At 60.0% G+C, this 16,672-nt stretch carries 12 protein-coding genes; 9 read left to right on the forward strand and 3 right to left on the reverse strand.

Annotation, left to right across the window (positions count from 1 at the left end; genetic code table 11):
* The first annotated feature begins 88 nt into the window (after positions 1–88).
* From K6118_RS06855 to trkA (K6118_RS06865), 3 genes are read left to right on the forward strand one after another with little or no spacing between them, the layout of a single operon-like run.
* Complete coding sequence (locus K6118_RS06855; protein WP_247119494.1) at positions 89–2,344, forward strand: sensor histidine kinase NtrY-like; 2,256 nt, start codon at positions 89–91, stop codon at positions 2,342–2,344.
* Between the two features lie 21 nt (positions 2,345–2,365).
* Positions 2,366–3,763: a nitrogen assimilation response regulator NtrX gene (gene ntrX / locus K6118_RS06860; RefSeq protein ID WP_247119495.1), complete on the forward strand. Its 1,398-nt coding sequence runs from the start codon at positions 2,366–2,368 to the stop codon at positions 3,761–3,763.
* A gap of 36 nt (positions 3,764–3,799) precedes the next feature.
* Positions 3,800–5,176, forward strand: a complete 1,377-nt coding sequence (trkA, locus tag K6118_RS06865; protein WP_247119496.1) for a Trk system potassium transporter TrkA — start codon at positions 3,800–3,802, stop codon at positions 5,174–5,176.
* A gap of 73 nt (positions 5,177–5,249) precedes the next feature.
* Here the strand turns inward: trkA (K6118_RS06865) and trkA (K6118_RS06870) are convergent, their stop codons facing one another.
* Complete coding sequence (gene trkA, locus K6118_RS06870) at positions 5,250–6,626, reverse strand: Trk system potassium transporter TrkA (RefSeq protein WP_247119497.1); 1,377 nt, start codon at positions 6,624–6,626, stop codon at positions 5,250–5,252.
* A gap of 296 nt (positions 6,627–6,922) precedes the next feature.
* On the opposite strand from trkA (K6118_RS06870), the gene K6118_RS06875 reads away from it, so the two are divergent.
* From K6118_RS06875 to hflX, 3 genes are all read left to right on the forward strand, one after another.
* The gene (locus K6118_RS06875; RefSeq protein ID WP_247119498.1) at positions 6,923–8,395 is read left to right on the forward strand and encodes a TrkH family potassium uptake protein; all 1,473 of its coding nucleotides are present in this window, start codon (positions 6,923–6,925) and stop codon (positions 8,393–8,395) included.
* A gap of 217 nt (positions 8,396–8,612) precedes the next feature.
* Positions 8,613–8,858, forward strand: coding sequence for an RNA chaperone Hfq (gene hfq / locus K6118_RS06880; protein WP_247119499.1), 246 nt, complete (start codon positions 8,613–8,615; stop codon positions 8,856–8,858).
* A gap of 1 nt (position 8,859) precedes the next feature.
* Positions 8,860–10,233: a GTPase HflX gene (hflX, locus tag K6118_RS06885; protein ID WP_247119500.1), complete on the forward strand. Its 1,374-nt coding sequence runs from the start codon at positions 8,860–8,862 to the stop codon at positions 10,231–10,233.
* Between the two features lie 4 nt (positions 10,234–10,237).
* Here the strand turns inward: hflX and mazG are convergent, their stop codons facing one another.
* Positions 10,238–11,071: a nucleoside triphosphate pyrophosphohydrolase gene (gene mazG, locus K6118_RS06890; protein ID WP_247119501.1), complete on the reverse strand. Its 834-nt coding sequence runs from the start codon at positions 11,069–11,071 to the stop codon at positions 10,238–10,240.
* Positions 11,072–11,167: 96 nt separating this feature from the next.
* Here mazG and K6118_RS06895 point away from each other — a divergent pair, with 96 nt between their 5' ends.
* The 3 genes from K6118_RS06895 (at position 11,168) to K6118_RS06905 (ending at position 15,522) form a co-directional block, all read left to right on the forward strand.
* Positions 11,168–11,863, forward strand: a complete 696-nt coding sequence (locus K6118_RS06895) for a phosphatase PAP2 family protein (RefSeq protein ID WP_247119502.1) — start codon at positions 11,168–11,170, stop codon at positions 11,861–11,863.
* 168 nt (positions 11,864–12,031) lie between these two features.
* Positions 12,032–12,979 (forward strand): nucleotidyltransferase family protein, encoded by a 948-nt coding sequence (locus K6118_RS06900; RefSeq protein WP_247119503.1) that lies wholly within the window; start codon positions 12,032–12,034, stop codon positions 12,977–12,979.
* A gap of 206 nt (positions 12,980–13,185) precedes the next feature.
* Complete coding sequence (locus K6118_RS06905) at positions 13,186–15,522, forward strand: heavy metal translocating P-type ATPase (protein ID WP_247119504.1); 2,337 nt, start codon at positions 13,186–13,188, stop codon at positions 15,520–15,522.
* Here the strand turns inward: K6118_RS06905 and K6118_RS06910 are convergent.
* Positions 15,519–16,505 (reverse strand): zinc-dependent alcohol dehydrogenase family protein, encoded by a 987-nt coding sequence (locus tag K6118_RS06910; RefSeq protein WP_343269933.1) that lies wholly within the window; start codon positions 16,503–16,505, stop codon positions 15,519–15,521. The two genes, K6118_RS06905 and K6118_RS06910, sit on opposite strands and share 4 nt — an antisense overlap.
* Positions 16,506–16,672 lie beyond the last annotated feature (167 nt).

Consider the following 16,672-nt stretch of genomic DNA (forward strand, 5'->3'; position numbering starts at 1 on the left):
GGTATGCATGTCGGATCAAGACTTGCCTCAAACGACCCAAATCCCAGGTGGCGCCGGAAACTGGCCCAGCCGCCGTTGGGCCCGTTTTATGCTATGGGCACGGCGCTTCAAGCTTGCCGGACGCCTTGAAGTCGTCCTCTCGATCCTCGCTGTTATCTCAGCTATTGCGACCTATATCGCCATGTCCCGGAAGGCGGCGCCTTTCGAGGTGACGTCAGGCCGCACCATGCGGGCGCTTCTGGCCATCAACCTCGTTCTCCTGCTTGCGCTCGGTGTTGCCATCGGCCGCTGGTTTGTAAAGCTTTGGATGGCGCGGAAGGGCAAGGCGGCGGGGTCGCGGCTTCAGTCCAAGGTGACGGGCTTCTTCATCGCCATTGCCATCGTGCCGCCGATTATCATGACCGTCTTTTCGGCGCTGTTTCTGGAGTTCGGGGTGCAAAGCTGGTTCAGCGAAAATGTGCGCTCGACCGTCAATAACTCGCTCGAGGTGGCTGAGGCTTACATGCTGGAGCACCGACGATCGATCGAGAAGGACATGCAGGCGATTGCCTTCGCCTTCAACCAGCTGACGCCGTTCCAGCAACAGGACAATATGACGCTTCAACAGGTGGCCTATTCGGCGCTCAATACCCGGCTTCTGTCCGAGGTGCTGGTGATCGAGGTGCCGGACCAGGGCGGCGAAGGCACAGTGATCGCGCGGGCGAGCCAGGGCCTGGGGCTGACCACCAGCCGGATCGAAAACGGCATGATCGAGCGGGTCAAGCGCGACGGCACGCTCGTGGCCTCCAACACGGCGGATAACACCATTGTCGGCATGATCCGCCTGACATCTTTCCTGAGGCCCACGTATCTCTATGTGGCGCGGGACCTGAACCCGCAGGTGCTGAATTATCTGCAGGCCGCGCGTTCCGCCGTGGCGGACTATGCCAACCTTGAAGGGCAGCGCAGTAACCTGCAGCTCCAGTTCAATGTGGTCTTTATCATCGTCGCCCTTCTGATTCTGCTCGCGGCGATCTGGGTGGGGCTCAGATTCTCGTCCAAACTGGTCACGCCTTTGTCCGCGCTTGTGGATGCGGCGGACCGTGTGGGGCAGGGTGACCTTGCGGCCCGCGTTCCCAATATGGCCACCAGTGACGAGGTCGGTACGCTGAGCCGCGCCTTCAACCGCATGACCGACCAGCTTGCCGGGCACCGGTCGGCGCTGATTGACGCCAACCGCGAACTGGATGACCGCCGCCGCTTCCTTGAAGAAGTGCTTGAAGGTGTGTCGGCCGGTGTGATCGGCTTGCACAGTGATGGCCACATCTTCCTGCCCAACCATTCGGCGGCGACCCTTCTGGGGCTAAACCATGACGATATGATCGACAAGCGGCTGGATGAGGTGGTTCCGGGCTTCAAGCCGATCCTGACCAAGGCGGAAGAATCCGACCGCGGTGAAGCCAAGGGTCAGGTACAGGTTGATGTGAACGGTGCCATGCGGACGCTGCTTGTACGGGTGATTGTCGACCGCGCGGGCGGGGAAGGCGGCTATGTGGTCACCTTCGATGACCTGACCGAACAGCTTGCCGACCAGCGGACCGCCGCCTGGGCTGACGTCGCGCGCCGCATCGCCCACGAAATCAAGAACCCGCTGACGCCGATCCAGCTATCGGCCGAGCGCCTCAAGCGTAAATATCTCAAGGAAATCACCTCCGACGCGACCGTGTTCAGCCAGTGTACGGACACCATCATCCGTCAGGTGGGCGACCTGCGCCGCATGGTGGATGAATTCTCCTCCTTCGCCCGGATGCCGGCGCCGGTGTTCCGCGATACCGATATCGCCGATGTGCTCAAGCAGGCGGTGTTCCTGCAGGATGTTGCAGCCCCACGCATCAGCTTTACCCCTGAAATGCCTGAGGGGCCCGTGCATCTTCTGTGTGATGGCCGCCTGATCGGGCAGGCGCTGACCAATATCCTCAAGAATGCCGTGGAATCGGTGGAGGCGCGGGTCGACAAGGACCGCGACCATGAAGCCGACACCATCGAACCCGGCGCGATCCGGGTCGAGCTCAAGCATGACAAGGATGAAACCGTCATCACCGTTGAGGACAATGGCCTCGGCCTGCCGCCCGACCAGAAGGGCCGTCTGATGGAACCCTATGTCACCACCCGCGCCAAGGGCACCGGCCTCGGCCTCGCCATCGTGCGCCGGGTGATGGAAGAACATGGCGGTACCGCCAAGATTTTCGACCGGACACCGCTGGGCGCCCGGGCGGTACTGACCTTCAATCATAAAGCGCTCAAAAAACGCGCTGAAAAAGCAACACGACAACAGGACAAGGCCGACGCACAAGCGGCCGAATGATGCTCAAGGAGACTGCCGAAAATGGCACTTGATATTCTGATTATCGACGACGAAGCGGATATCCGCGACCTGATGGCCGGGATTCTCGACGACGAGGGCTATGCCACGCGCACCGCGCATGACAGCGATAGTGGCCTCGCCGAGATCGAGGCACGCCTGCCGTCCTTGATGGTACTGGATATCTGGCTTCAGGGCAGCAAGCTCGATGGGCTTGAGATTCTGGAACTGGTGAAGTCGCGTCACCGTGACCTGCCGGTTATCGTGATCAGCGGGCACGGCAATATCGAAACCGCTGTCGCCGCGATCAAGAAGGGCGCCTACGACTTTATCGAAAAGCCGTTTGAGGCCGACCATCTGCTCCTGACCGTGCGCCGCGCGACCGAGGCCGAGCGCCTGCGCCGCGAGAATGAGGAGCTGAAGCGCCGCTCCGCCTATTCGGTGGACATCACTGGCCGCTCGCCCGCCATCAACAGTCTCAGGCAGAATATCGAGAAGGTCGCGGCCACCAACAGCCGTGTGCTGATCCATGGTCCTTCGGGCGCGGGCAAGGAAGTCGTCGCCCGGCAGATTCATGCGCGGTCACACCGGGTTAGCAACAATTTCATTGTCGTCAGCGCCGCGTCGATGGAGCCGCACCGCATGGAGCAGGAACTGTTCGGCGTTGAGCAGAATGGCGGTGTGGTCAAGACCGGGCTGTTCGAGCGCGCCCACGGCGGCACACTGTTCATTGATGAAGTGGCGGATATGCCGTTGCCGACCCAGGCGAAAATCCTGCGGGTGCTGACCGACCAGGCGTTCGAGCGCGTGGGCGGGAATACCGGCGTGAAGGTGGATGTGCGGGTGATCTCCGCCACCAGCAAGGATTTGCTGAACGAAATTGCTGATGGCCGCTTCCGGGAAGACCTCTATCACCGGCTGAATGTGGTGCCGCTCACGATGGCGGCGCTCGCGGACCGGCGTGAGGATATCCCGATCCTGGCGCAATATTTCCTCGATGCCCTCGCGGAAGCGACCGGGCGGGCGCGGCTCAGGCTTGCGGAAGATGCGACCGCGGCGCTGCAGGCGTACGACTGGCCCGGCAACGTGCGCCAGCTCAAGAATATCATCGAGCGCGTCGTGATCATGAGCTCAGACGATATGAACGGCGAGATCAAGGTCGACCACCTGCCGCAGGAGATCAGGAGCGGTTCTACCGATCTTCTGGGCTCCGGCGGCGACAGTGCGATCATGACCACGCCGCTTCGGGAAGCGCGCGAAGCCTTTGAACGCGAATATCTGAAGGTTCAGATCAACCGTTTCAGTGGCAATATCTCGCGGACGGCAGCCTTTATCGGTATGGAGCGTTCAGCCCTGCACCGGAAGCTCAAGTCGCTCGGTCTCGCTGGGGCCGGTACCAGAACGGACGAAGCCGCAGAATAAGCCTCGGCCAGGGGCCGCACGGAAGGGACGACCATCATGAAAGTCATCGTGTGCGGTGCAGGCCAGGTTGGCTACAATATCGCCAAGCATTTGGCGGATCAGCAGAATGACGTGACGGTGATCGACCGGTCACAGGACCTGATCAACCATCTCAGTGACGCGCTGGAGGTGCAGGGGATCGTGGGCTATGCCTCCGACCCCGCGGTACTGGAACGTGCGGGAACCGGGGCGGCAGACCTCGTGGTCGCGGTGACCATGTCGGATGAGGTCAATATGGTCGCGTGCCAGCTTGCGCACTCACTGTTTTCCGTGCCGACCAAGATCGCCCGTATCCGGAACCAGGACTATCTGCGCCCGGCCTGGGCCGACCTGTTTGCCCGTGACAACCTGCCGATCGATGTCATTATCTCGCCTGAGCTTGAAGCTGCGGCGGCCCTTTATCGCCGCCTGCAGATCCCGGGCGCCTTCAATATGGTGCCGTTTGTCGACGGCCGGGTGCGCATGATAGGCTTGACGCTTGATGAAACCTGTCCGGTGCTCGACACGCCGCTCAGACAGCTGAGTGAGCTGTTCCCGACGCTGAACACCACCGTGGCCGCTGTGGTGCGCGGCAAGCGCATCTTTGTGCCTAAGGCAAAAGACGACCTAAGGGCCGGCGATTCGATCTATGTCGCGGTGGATACCAGCATGACCGACCGTGCGCTCGCAGTGTTCGGCCATGAAGAAAAGACCGCGCAGCGGATCGTGATTGTGGGCGGTGGCAATATCGGCTTTTTCCTGGCTGATCACCTGGAGCAGGGCGAAGGCGCCAAGGATGTCCGTATCATTGAGTATAATGCGGATCGGGCAAAGCATATCGCTGAAAAACTCAATAAAACCATGGTGATACAGGGTGATGCTCTCAATCAGGATGTTCTTCTGAGGGCGGAGGTTTCAAAAGCCGATACGGTGGTTTCGGTCGTGGACGACGATGAGGTCAATATCCTGGCGTCTCTCCTTGCCAAACAGATGGGCTGCGGCAAGGTGATCACGCTCAGCACAAGCACGGTCTATAATGCGCTCATTGGCTCGCTCGGCATTGATGTGGCGCTGGACCCGCGTGAGACGACGGTGTCGTCCATCGTGCGCCACATCCGCCGTGGCCGTATCCGCGACCTGTACAGCATCTTTGACGGCAAGGCCGAAATCATCGAGGCGGAGGTATTGGCGGGGTCTGAGGTTGCGGGCCGCAAGGTCGGCGCGCTTCGGCTGCATGGGGATGTCAAATTCACCATGCTGGTCCGCGATGAGGAAACCATTCTGCCGCAGGCTGACACGGTCCTGGAGGCCGGCGACCGGGTGGTGATCCTGTCGCTTTCAGGCGCTGTCAAACGTATCGAGCAGCTGTTTTCGGCCAAAGCCGACCTGTTCTGACAGGCTGCTGATTGGGCGGATACGAAAAAGGCCGGGTCATCACCCGGCCTTTTATTTATTCGTTATCAATGGCTTAGAAGATGTCCGCGCGGGCGGAGAAGAGCTGTTCGATCTTCTTCACGGAATCGGTCAGCGCCAGCACGACAACACGGTCGCCGTCTTTGAGGATGGTGCTGGATTGCGGCACCAAGGTTTCTTCCTCACGCAGGATCATGCAGAATTTTGCCTCGCCGCCCAGATGGAGCGCGCCCAGTTCCTTGCCGGCGACTTCCGAGCCCGAAAGCACTTCGGCTTCGATGATTTCGGCTTTGCCGTCAAAGATGCTGTAGAGATCCCGAATGCGGCCGCGGCGGATGTGGCGGACGATCGAGGATACCGAGGTTTCCTTCGGGTCGAGCGCGACATCGATACCAAGCGAACTGATCAGGCATTTATAGATCGAGTTGTTCACCAGCGTGATAACCCGGCCGCAGCCCTGGCGCTTGGCCAACAGCGACGACAGGATGTTCACCTCGTCATCGTCGGCGACGGCGACGACGGTATCGGCAAGCCCGGCCGAGGCCTCGGTCAGGATATCCTGGTCAAGTGCGTCGCCGTTGATGACAACCGATTTGCTGAGCTTTTCAGCCACAAGGGCGGCCCGGTCACGGTTGATCTCGATAATCTTGATGTTGCTCATGCCGCTGTCGCGCTCGAGATACTGGCCGAGGAACAGGCCGACGTTGCCGCCGCCGATGATCAGGATGCGCTGGGCTTCCTTCTCCTCATAGCCGAAGGCGGACATGGTGCGGGATGTGGTCTCCGAGTCACTGGCGACATAGACGGTGTCACCGGCCTGAAGCTGGTCATCCCGGCCCGGCACGAACAGTTTTTCGCCCCGAAGCACGGCAGCCACCACGGCGCGCAGGTTCGGGAACAGTTCGGTCAATTGGTGAAGCGGTGTATCCACCACGGGGCAGGTTTCGGTGATGTTGAGGCCAAGCATATTGATACGGCTGTCGGCGAACGGCACCATGTTGAAGGCGCCGGGCACGCGCAGACGGCGGTAAAGTGCCTTGGCGACTTCGCGTTCGGGCGAGATCACCACGTCGATCGGCAGGTGATCGCGCGAGAAAAGGTCGGCCCATTTGGGCTTCTGGTAGGTCTGGTTCCGGATACGGGCGATCTTGATCGGCACGGAAAACAGCGAATGCGCCACCTGGCAGGCGACCATATTGACTTCGTCCGAGTTGGTGACGGCGACCAATAGGTCCGCGTCTGCCGCTCCGGCGCGGTCGAGCACATCGGGGCTGGCACCGTGTCCGACGATCGCCTGAAGCTCCAGTTTATCGCTGATCTGGGCGACGAGGCTGGGTGATTGGTCAATCACCGTGACGTCATGTTGTTGATCGGCCAAATGCTGGGCAATGTTAAAGCCAACCTGGCCAGCACCGCAGACGATGATCTTCATGGTACGCACTTCCTTGGTCGTTGATCGGTACACAACCCCTGGGGGTTCGTGTGCCTTTCCACCGGTTCTATTCCCGGCACCGCCCTGACCGAATAAGCTTTTTTCATCAAGCCATTCGAGACAAGAGGCGATAAGCCCTTAGCGCAACTTGAGGCTTTTGAAAAGCTATTAGCGGCAGGGGAAGCTTCATAGGCTGGTCCATACAGCCTTGACGAAAGGCCAAAAACCGCCTTAGCGTGCGCCACCTTTAATTGCGAAGAAGGCGGATGGCCTGAGGCCGTCAGCCCGGATTGACGATGAATTCTCAAATCAACCTGCGCCCTGTCATCCATATCATCGGGATTCTGCTGGTGGCCCTTGCGCTCGTCATGGCCATCCCTGCAGTGGTTGAAGCCATGATGAATGGCTCCGCGCCGCTTGAGTTCCTCTATTCCGCCATCTTCACCGGCTTTTTGGGTCTTATGGCTGCCATCTCGACCCGGGACCAGACCAATGAGGAACGCCTGAACGTTAAAACGGCGTTTCTCCTGACGTCGCTCAGCTGGATTATCGTGCCGGCCTTCGCGGCCTTGCCGCTTTTGGGGCTCGGGCTCGATGAAAGCACCGGCATTTCCTATACCGACGCGGTGTTTGAGACCGTTTCAGGCATGACGACGACAGGCTCAACGGTGTTGACCGGGCTTGACCATATGCTGCCAGGGCTTCTGCTGTGGCGTTCGCTGGTCAACTGGATCGGCGGGGCAGGGATCATCATGATGGCGATCATCATGCTGCCGTTCCTGCGCATCGGCGGGATGCAGCTTTTCCGGACCGAAAGCTCGGACCAGTCCGAGAAGATCGTACCCAAGTCAGGCGAAATCGTGAAAAAGATCGCCGTGGTCTTTGTCGGCCTGACGGTCATCTGTGCTTTCTGCTATTGGCTGGCGGGCATGAGCAGCTTTGATGCCATCAACCACGCCCTGGCGACCATCGCGACGGGCGGGTTCAGCACGCACGATGCCTCCTTCGGTTATTACGGCCCGGCGGCACAGTGGGTGGGGATCATCTTCATGATTGTCGGGGCGTCGCCCTTCATCGCTTTCGTCAAGTTTGCCGATGGCGACTTCAAAGCCATCTTCACCGACCCGCAGATTCGCGTATTCCTGCGTTTCCTGACGATCGTGATTCTGGTTGCGGCTGTCATGCTGATGTTCGACCAGCACCTGGGCTTCTTTGACGCACTGACAAAAGTGGCCTTCAACATCGTGTCGATCGTCAGCACCACCGGGTTTGCCTCGGCTGACTATACCACTTGGGGAACGGCCGCCGTGATGGGCTTTTTCCTCCTGATGTTCGTGGGGGGCTGTGCGGGCTCGACCTCCGGCGCGATCAAGATATACCGCTTCCAGGTGCTTTGGATCACGCTCAGGGAACAGATCATGAAGCTTGCGAGCCCTAACCGGGTTGTCGTGCTTCGATATCAGGGGCGCCGGATGCCGGAAGACCTGCCGATGTCGGTCACGGCTTTCACGGCGGCTTTCTTCGCGTCCATCGTCGTGGTGGCGATTCTGCTGTCTCTGATGAACCTGGATGTGGTCACGGCTTTGAGCGCGGCGGTGTCGGCGGTTGCCAACATTGGCCCCGGCATCGGCCATATTATCGGCCCCGCTGGCAATTTCTCCAGCCTGCCGGACCCGGCCAAATGGCTGCTGAGCTTTGCCATGATTCTGGGTCGATTGGAAATCTTCACGCTCATTATGCTGTTCGATCCGCATTTCTGGCGGAGCTAAGCTGCAACCGACTCGCAATAAAATTGCCGGATGTTATTGGTTTTATAGCGATTTTTTGCTGGAAGCATATTGACCGAGGGTCAGTCTGTCTGACATATATGGTGTGCGTGCCGGGACGGTGACGGGGGAGGTTTGTGTTTACTCCATGACCATTGGCCGCATTAATGCCTGAAAAGGGCGCAAAATCAAAAACTTAGAAAAGATAAACGGACTGTCCATGTCAGACAAAAATCAAAACCTTCAGGACGTCTTTCTCAATGCCGTTCGCAAAACCAAAACGCCGGTTACGGTGTTTCTAGTCAATGGTGTTAAACTGCAGGGTGTTATCACCTGGTTCGATAACTTCTGCGTACTGTTGCGCCGCGACGGGCATTCCCAGCTTGTTTACAAGCACGCCATTTCCACTGTAATGCCGTCAGGCCCGGTCCAGCTGTTCGAACCGGAAAAAGACCTAGAAGGTTAATTTGTCAGATCGGACCGACGAGGATCGTGCGGCCGACCGGCCGGATGGTGCCGGTTGGTCGACTGACGGACTGGGGTATCTTCAGGAGAAGGTAGTCCGGCAACGTGTTTTTGTTGTGCACCCGTATGTTCGGGGGCGCGACGAAGGCCCACATAAACGCACGCCCGAGGCCCGGCTCGATGAAGCCATGGGCCTTGCCGAGGCAATCGATGTCGACCTGTTGGGCGGTGAGGTCATCCCGCTGCGGTCGCTGACCCCCAGAACCTTTATCGGTGAAGGCCGGCTTGAGGACCTTAGGGAGCGCGTTGAGGCCGAGGAAATTGACCTCGTCATCTTCGATTGTGAGCTGAGCCCCGGCCAGCAGCGCAACCTGGAACGCGCGATCAAGGCCAAGGTGATCGACCGCACCGCGCTGATTCTCGAGATTTTCGGCGCCCGCGCCAGCACCAAGGAAGGCGAGCTTCAGGTCGAGCTTGCCCACCTCGAATATCAGAAAAGCCGTCTTGTCCGGTCCTGGACCCACCTTGAGCGCCAGCGCGGCGGCTCAGGCTTCATGGGCGGGCCGGGTGAAACCCAGATCGAGGCCGACCGCCGGATCATCGCCGACCGCATCACCCGTATCAAACGCCAGCTTGAACAGGTAACACGTACTCGCGGGCTGCACCGTGCGCGCCGCCAGAAGGCGCCGTACCCGATCATCGCGCTTGTCGGCTACACCAACGCCGGGAAATCGACGCTTTTCAACTATCTCACCCGCGCCGAGGTGCTGGCCGAAGACATGCTGTTCGCCACGCTCGATCCGACCATGCGCGCCGTGATCCTGCCGAGCGGGAAGAAAATCATCCTGTCCGATACTGTCGGCTTCATCTCCGAGCTGCCGACAACGCTGGTTGCGGCGTTCCGTGCCACGCTTGAGGAAGTGCTGGAAGCCAACATCATCGTTCACGTACGCGATGCCTCCCACCCTGATACAGACATCCAGAAAACGGATGTGGAGCTGGTCCTCAAGGATCTGGGCGTGGAACTGGCCGAGGACGGGGAAGGCACGCCTGTCATTGAGGCCATGAACAAGACCGACCTTCTGGATGAGGAAGCGAAGACAGGGCTTCTCAATCTCGACAAGCGCCAGGAGCGAATGGTGGCGATCTCGGGCCTGACCGGGGAAGGCTGTGACAGGCTTCTGGATGCCATCGATATCGTGCTTAGCCGTCAGGATGAGACAATCGAGCTTCTGGTGCCTTATGCCGATGGCGGCACCCAGTCATGGATTCACGCCAACACGAAAGTCCTCTCCAGCGAAGCCGGGGAGGAGGGGATGACCTTCAAATTCACGGTGGACCCCGTCGCCTGGAGCAAATTCCAGAGCCGCCGTTAAGGCTTCAGGCCTTGCCTGTTTCCTTTGCTGCGGCTTTTTCTTCCGCTTTGGCCTGGTCCCATAGGCTGTCCATTTCCTCAAGGTTGGACTGGGAAGGCGTGCGGCCATCTGCGGCCAGAAGCGCTTCAATGCGGTGGAAACGCCGGGTGAATTTGGCGTTGGCGTCACGGAGCGCTTCTTCGGGATCGACCTTCAGGTGACGGCCGAGGTTGGCGACGACGAACAGAAGGTCGCCATATTCTTCCCGTATCCGGGCCGGATCGGCGCCCGCCTTATATTCCTCAACCAGTTCGGCCGATTCTTCCTGCATTTTATCAAGAACCTGCAGGGTTTCAGGCCAGTCGAAGCCGACGCGGGCCGCGCGCTTTTGCAGTTTCACCGCGCGGAGGAGTGCGGGCAGGCTTAAGGAAACGCCATCAAGTACGGACGGCGCGCGGCCTTCACGTTCGGCCTTCTCCGCGCGTTCGCGGGCTTTTTGGGCTTCCCATGCGCTTGTCTGGGCGTCGGCATCCTCAATGCTGGCATCCCCAAACACGTGCGGGTGACGCCGCACCATCTTCTCCGACACATTCTGAACGACGCTCGCGAAATCGAAATGTCCGGCCTCCTTCGCCATCTGGGCATGGAAGACGGTCTGGAACAAAAGGTCACCCAGTTCGTCTTTCAGGGATGCCATGTCATCCGCCCGGATGGCTTCATCGACCTCATAGGCTTCTTCGATGGTATAGGGCGCGATGGTCTCGAAATTCTGCTCAATGTCCCACGGACAGCCGCCTTCAGGGTCCCGCAGCTTGGCCATGATGGCGAGAAGGTCGTCGATGGTGTAGGTCTCGGACATGAGCACTCTCTTGAAATCGGTTGCAAAAACGGTTGCGCAGGCGGCAAGCATCGTGGCTTAAAGGGGGCGGGTCAAGGCATAGATATGGAAGATTTTATGGCGGATAAGTCTGACGCTGCTGTTCATTCTACTGATGGTTCCAGTCCGGCTGGAAAGTCACTTTATACCCGGAAGGAAAAGCTGCGCATCATTGTGTTCGCAGGAATTGGCACTGCCTGGGCGGGGCTTGCCAACTCGGGCGCGCTGTCTGGCTTTGACCGAGGGGGGCTGCTGTTTTTCCGGCAAGCGGCCGATACGTCTGTGCTCATCGGGCCGTCCTGGACGGGCTCGTTTGCGCTTGGCCTCAGCCATATCGGCGGCACGGTCGCGCTCATCGCTCTGTGCCTTGGCCTTGTCGGCCTCGTGTGGCGGCGTGAAGGCGGGGCTCGGGCAGGGCTTTACGCCTTGGCGATCACGGGCGGGATGCTGATCGTGACCGTGCTCAAACATCTGTTTAACCGGGCGCGGCCGGAGGTTGTCAGCCACCTGATGCATGAGACCAGCGCCAGTTTCCCAAGCGGTCATGCCACGCGCTCGACCGTCGTTTATCTGATTGTCACGATGTTTCTGGCCCAGGTTTACCCGGCTTACCGCCGCGCAATCCTGACCCTCGCGCTCCTGATGGCGCTGGCCGTTGGTGTCAGCCGGGTCATGGTCGGGGTTCATTGGCCGAGCGACGTGATCGGCGGCTGGTTTACTGCGCTTTTTTGGCTCAGTTTATGGTATCCGGTTCTGGGCAGGGCTAAGCCTTAGCGCTAAAAAAGTGTGCCAAAAGTTGCCTTTGGTGCCACTCTCAGCTACAGAAGACATTAAAAGATGCAGAACCGTGCCTATCGCCGGCCGCTCTTTGGTCGCCGCGGTTTCTGCGAATAAGCTGTGCCGCACTTGCCGGTCAGCCGTAATCTAGGAGGACCGTAGGGCATGAACGACGTTGCCGTTTATGATTTTGACGTACAACAGCCAATGCAGCATGAGCTAGCACAGCCGGTACGTCAGAATTATGACAATGTCCGGATTTTTACCGCCGTCGTGCTCGCCGGCAGCCGCCACGCCGATGATGCCGTGGCCTCCATGTTCGACCAACCCTACAAAGCCCTGGTGCCGATCGAAGGCGCGCCGATGATTTCCCGCGTTGTGGCCGCGCTTCGCGCCTCGCGCTCTATCCGCCGTATCCTGGTGGTGTTTGATGACGCTGATGTGCTGAAGGCCACATGTCCGGACCTGATGGACCCCAAACAGCTGGTGCCGGTTGAAGTGCTTCCGTGTGCCGACACTATCTGTGGCAGCGTCGCAGCTGCCTTGGAAGAAACGGAAGGGGCCTGGCCTTACCTTGTCACCACCGCAGACCATGCGCTGTTGACGCCCACAATGGTTGACCGTTTCTGTACCGAAGCACGCTATAGCGCCGGTGTTTCCATCGGGCTTGTCGAGCGCCGCCATATCGAAGCACAGCATGAGGGGTCCAAGCGGACCTATCTGCCGTTCCGCGGCGAAGGCTTCTCGGGCGCGAACCTGTTTGCCTTCATGGGCCCTGAAGCCGCTGCCGCCATCGCTTTCTGGAAGCGGATCGAAAATGAGCGCAAGAAGCCTTGGAAGCTGTTCGCGGCCTTCGGGTTCCGCAATCTTGCCGGGCTTCTGTTCCGCCGCTTCACGGTCGAGCAGGCGTTTGAGCGCGCCTCACGCACGCTCGGGGTTCAGGCAACGGCCGTCAAGCTGCCGTTTGCCGAGGCTGCGATCGATGTGGATTCGCCGGCGGATTACCATCAGGTCAGCAATATCCTGAGCAAACGCCGCTCGACGATCGATACCTTCAGGCACAATCTCGAGCTTGAGCTTTCCGGCAGCAAAGCCATGGCCGCCGCCGAATAAATCGCGCTGGCCGTTTCTTGGCGGCTTTTTCCCGAAATCGCAAGTGTGCGGCTGTGCCTTATACGGGTTGGCGTCTTTCCGTCATTGTTGAGGTAAGTCTTTGTCGCAGGGGTTTAAATACGACCCGGGCTGGTCCATATTGCCTTATACAACCACAAGACTGTATGGCGTACGGGCGGTACTCTCCGCACGTGGAAAGGGACGTTATGAGCGATCACTGTTGTCACCACACCCATGAAGAAACAGGCGGACATGAGGTCAAGGACCCTGTCTGCGGCATGACAGTGAACCCCGAGACCGCCAAGCATACGGCGGCTTATAAGGGCACGGATTATTATTTCTGCGCGGCACGCTGCCGGGAAAAATTCGTGGCGGACCCGGAAAGCTATCTGGGTGAAAAGAAGCCCGAAAAGCCGATGCCGAAGGGTACGCTTTATACCTGCCCGATGGACCCGGAAATCGTGCAGGAAGGGCCGGGGACATGCCCGATCTGCGGTATGGCGCTTGAGCCCATGGGCATCCCCGCCGCCGACGCGGGTCCGAACCCCGAGCTTGTCGATTTCACCCGCCGTTTCTGGATCGGCCTTATCTTCACGCTGCCTGTCTTCATCCTCGCCATGGCGCCCCATTTTGGACTGCGCCTCGACGGGATCATCAGTGAGCGGGTGAATATCTGGGTGCAGTTGATCCTGTCCACCCCGGTGGTGCTGTGGTGTGGGAAACCGTTTTTCGAACGCGGCTGGGCGTCGCTTGCCAACCGCGCGCTCAATATGTTCACGCTGATCGCGATCGGCACCGGGGCGGCCTATGTGTATAGCCTTGTCGCCGCACTTGCCCCAGGTGCCTTTCCGCCCGCTTTTCGGGATGCGACAGGCCATGTCGGCGTCTATTTCGAAGCTTCGGCGGTGATCATCATCCTGGTGCTTCTGGGCCAGATGCTGGAACTGCGCGCGCGGGAGAAAACCGGCGGCGCCATCCGGGCCTTGATGGACCTGGCGCCAAAGACCGCCCTCAGGGTCAAAGGCTGCGGCGGTACGGAAGAAGTGCCGCTCGATTCCGTTGTTGTGGGGGATCATCTGCGTGTGCGCCCCGGGGAAAAGGTTCCGGTCGATGGTACCGTTCTGGAAGGCCGCTCAAGTATCGATGAATCGATGCTGACGGGCGAGGCCATTCCGGTCGAGAAGACAGAGGGCGACACCGTGACCGGCGGCACCCTCAACGGCACCGGCAGTTTCGACATGAAAGCCGAGCGTGTCGGCGCCGAGACCATGCTGTCGCAGATTGTCGAGATGGTGGCGAACGCACAAAGGAGCCGCGCGCCGATCCAGAAGCTTGCGGATACCGTCGCCGGTTGGTTCGTGCCGACGGTGATCGGCTCAGCCGTGCTGGCCTTCATCGTATGGGCGCTTGTCGGCCCATCCCCGAGCTACAGTTATGCGATTATCGCGTTTGTCTCCGTCCTTATCATCGCGTGCCCGTGCGCGCTGGGGCTTGCGACGCCGATGTCGATCATGGTGGCGACAGGGCGCGGTGCCCATGCCGGTGTGCTGATCAAGAATGCCGAGGCGCTGGAACGCTTCGCCAAGGTCGATACGCTCATCCTGGACAAAACCGGGACACTGACGGTCGGGAAACCGGTCGTCACCGACCTTTTGCCGGTTGAAGGCGAAACGGAGGAGGGGCTCCTCCAGCTTGCGGTCACCTTGGAAGCCGGCAGCGAACACCCGCTTGCTGCCGCGGTTCATGATGCCGCCGATAAGCGGGGCTTGTCCGCCGCCAAGGTCACGGACTTTGACGCCGTGACCGGCAAGGGCGTAACCGGGTCGGTTGACGGCAATCCGGTGGCCTTCGGCAACGGTGCCCTGATGGAGGACCTTGGGGTCGATATCACGGCCTGGGAGGAGAAGGCTGATACTCTCCGCCATGACGGCAAAACGGTGATGTTCCTGGCTTCGGGCGAAGCACTGAAGGGGCTTGTTGCCGTGGCGGACCCTGTCAAGGATACGGCCCTCGAAGCCCTCAATGCCCTCAGGGACGAAGGCTTGCGCGTGGTGATGGTCACGGGCGACAACGCGGTGACGGCCGCAGCGGTGGCCAAGCGGCTTGGGATTGATGAGGTCCATGCCGGGGTGTTGCCCGCGGGCAAAGCGGCGGTGGTCGAGGAACTGACAGACAAGGGCGCGCGCGTCGCCATGGCGGGGGACGGCGTGAATGACGCCCCGGCGCTCGCTGAGGCTGAGGTCGGCATTGCCATGGGCACCGGCGCGGATGTTGCCGTTGAAAGCGCGGGGTTCACCCTGCTGCATGGCGACCTGAACGGTATCGTGCGGGCGCGCAGGTTGGCGGATGCGACCATGGCCAATATCCGGCAGAACCTGTTCTTCGCCTTTATTTACAACATGCTCGGCGTGCCGATTGCAGCCGGTGTGCTGTATCCGGTTTGGGGCATTACCCTGTCGCCGATTTTTGCGGCAGCCGCGATGAGCATGAGCTCGGTTTCGGTCGTCACCAATGCGCTCCGCCTTGGCCGGACCAAGCTTTAGCGGATTTGGAGGACGGCTGCGCCTTCAAACCGGCCAGCGCGCAGATCATCGAGCGCCTGATTGGCGGCGGAAAGCGGATAGACGTGGGTTTCCGTCGTCACCGGGACTTCAGGCGCGATCTTCAGAAACGCATCGCCGTCAGCGCGGGTGAGGTTGGCGACTGAGGTCACTGTCCGTTCCTGCCATAGGATAGAATAGGGGAAGCTCGGTATATCGCTCATATGAATGCCGGCGCAAACCACGATGCCGCCTTTGTCGACCGCCTTGAGGGCTGTAGGCACCAAGGCCCCAACGGGGGCAAAAATGATGGCGGCATCCAGAAGGTCAGGTGCCTTATCGTCGCTGCTGCCAGCCCATTTGGCGCCAAGGGACCGGGCGAAGGCTTGCGCCTTGTCATCCCCCGGTTTGGTGAAGGCATAGACCTCACGCCCCTGATGGCGGGCCACTTGGGCGATGATATGGGCGGCAGCGCCGAAACCATAGAGGCCTAACCGCTTGGCGTCCCCTGCTGCGGCGAGGCCACGGTAGCCAATGAGACCCGCGCACATAAGCGGTGCCGCTTCGACATCCGAATAGCGCTCTGGCACGGGGAAGCAGTAACGGGCGTCAGCAACCATATAGTCGGCAAACCCGCCATCAAGCGTATAGCCGGTAAAGCGGGCGCTTTCGCACAGGTTTTCACGGCCGGAGAGGCAGAAACGGCATTTCCCACAGGTGTAGCCAAGCCAGGGCACGCCAACGCGGTCGCCAAGCTGGAAGCCTTCAGCCCCGGCACCAAGCGCGGCAACCGAACCGATGACTTCATGGCCGGGAATAAGCGGCAGTTTCGGCTCCTTCAGGTCGCCGTCGACCACATGAAGGTCGGTCCGGCAAACCGCGCAGGCATGAACCCGGATGAGGATTTGCCCCTGAGACGGGTGCGGGACCGGCAGCTCGCTTTCCTGCAGCGGTTTACCGGTGGCTGAGAAGACCATCGCTTTCATGGTTTTGGGCAGCATCCGTCCATTCTCCTTGTCACCCAGTAGGTGACTATAGAGCTTATTCCCGGCCTGCGGCAGGGGGTAGCATTGAGATTAAGCCATTTTACCGCTATAGTTACACCTATGAGTTTATCGCGTACCCAAGGTTAATGCCTCATCCTGCTCGGAGG

Source organism: Kordiimonas marina (genome assembly GCF_023006325.1).
Classification (GTDB): domain Bacteria; phylum Pseudomonadota; class Alphaproteobacteria; order Sphingomonadales; family Kordiimonadaceae; genus Kordiimonas; species Kordiimonas marina.

Excerpts from the sequence above, each read along its gene's own strand:
- K6118_RS06905 (WP_247119504.1), top strand. The coding sequence starts at position 13,186 with ATGAGCGATCACTGTTGTCACCACACCCATGAAGAAACAGGCGGACAT.
- K6118_RS06910 (WP_343269933.1), bottom strand. The coding sequence starts at position 16,505 with ATGAAAGCGATGGTCTTCTCAGCCACCGGTAAACCGCTGCAGGAAAGC.
- K6118_RS06855 (WP_247119494.1), top strand. The coding sequence starts at position 89 with ATGCTATGGGCACGGCGCTTCAAGCTTGCCGGACGCCTTGAAGTCGTC.
- trkA (WP_247119496.1), top strand. The coding sequence starts at position 3,800 with ATGAAAGTCATCGTGTGCGGTGCAGGCCAGGTTGGCTACAATATCGCC.
- ntrX (WP_247119495.1), top strand. The coding sequence starts at position 2,366 with ATGGCACTTGATATTCTGATTATCGACGACGAAGCGGATATCCGCGAC.
- K6118_RS06895 (WP_247119502.1), top strand. The coding sequence starts at position 11,168 with ATGGCGGATAAGTCTGACGCTGCTGTTCATTCTACTGATGGTTCCAGT.
- hfq (WP_247119499.1), top strand. The coding sequence starts at position 8,613 with ATGTCAGACAAAAATCAAAACCTTCAGGACGTCTTTCTCAATGCCGTT.
- trkA (WP_247119497.1), bottom strand. The coding sequence starts at position 6,626 with ATGAAGATCATCGTCTGCGGTGCTGGCCAGGTTGGCTTTAACATTGCC.
- mazG (WP_247119501.1), bottom strand. The coding sequence starts at position 11,071 with ATGTCCGAGACCTACACCATCGACGACCTTCTCGCCATCATGGCCAAG.
- K6118_RS06875 (WP_247119498.1), top strand. The coding sequence starts at position 6,923 with ATGAATTCTCAAATCAACCTGCGCCCTGTCATCCATATCATCGGGATT.
- K6118_RS06900 (WP_247119503.1), top strand. The coding sequence starts at position 12,032 with ATGAACGACGTTGCCGTTTATGATTTTGACGTACAACAGCCAATGCAG.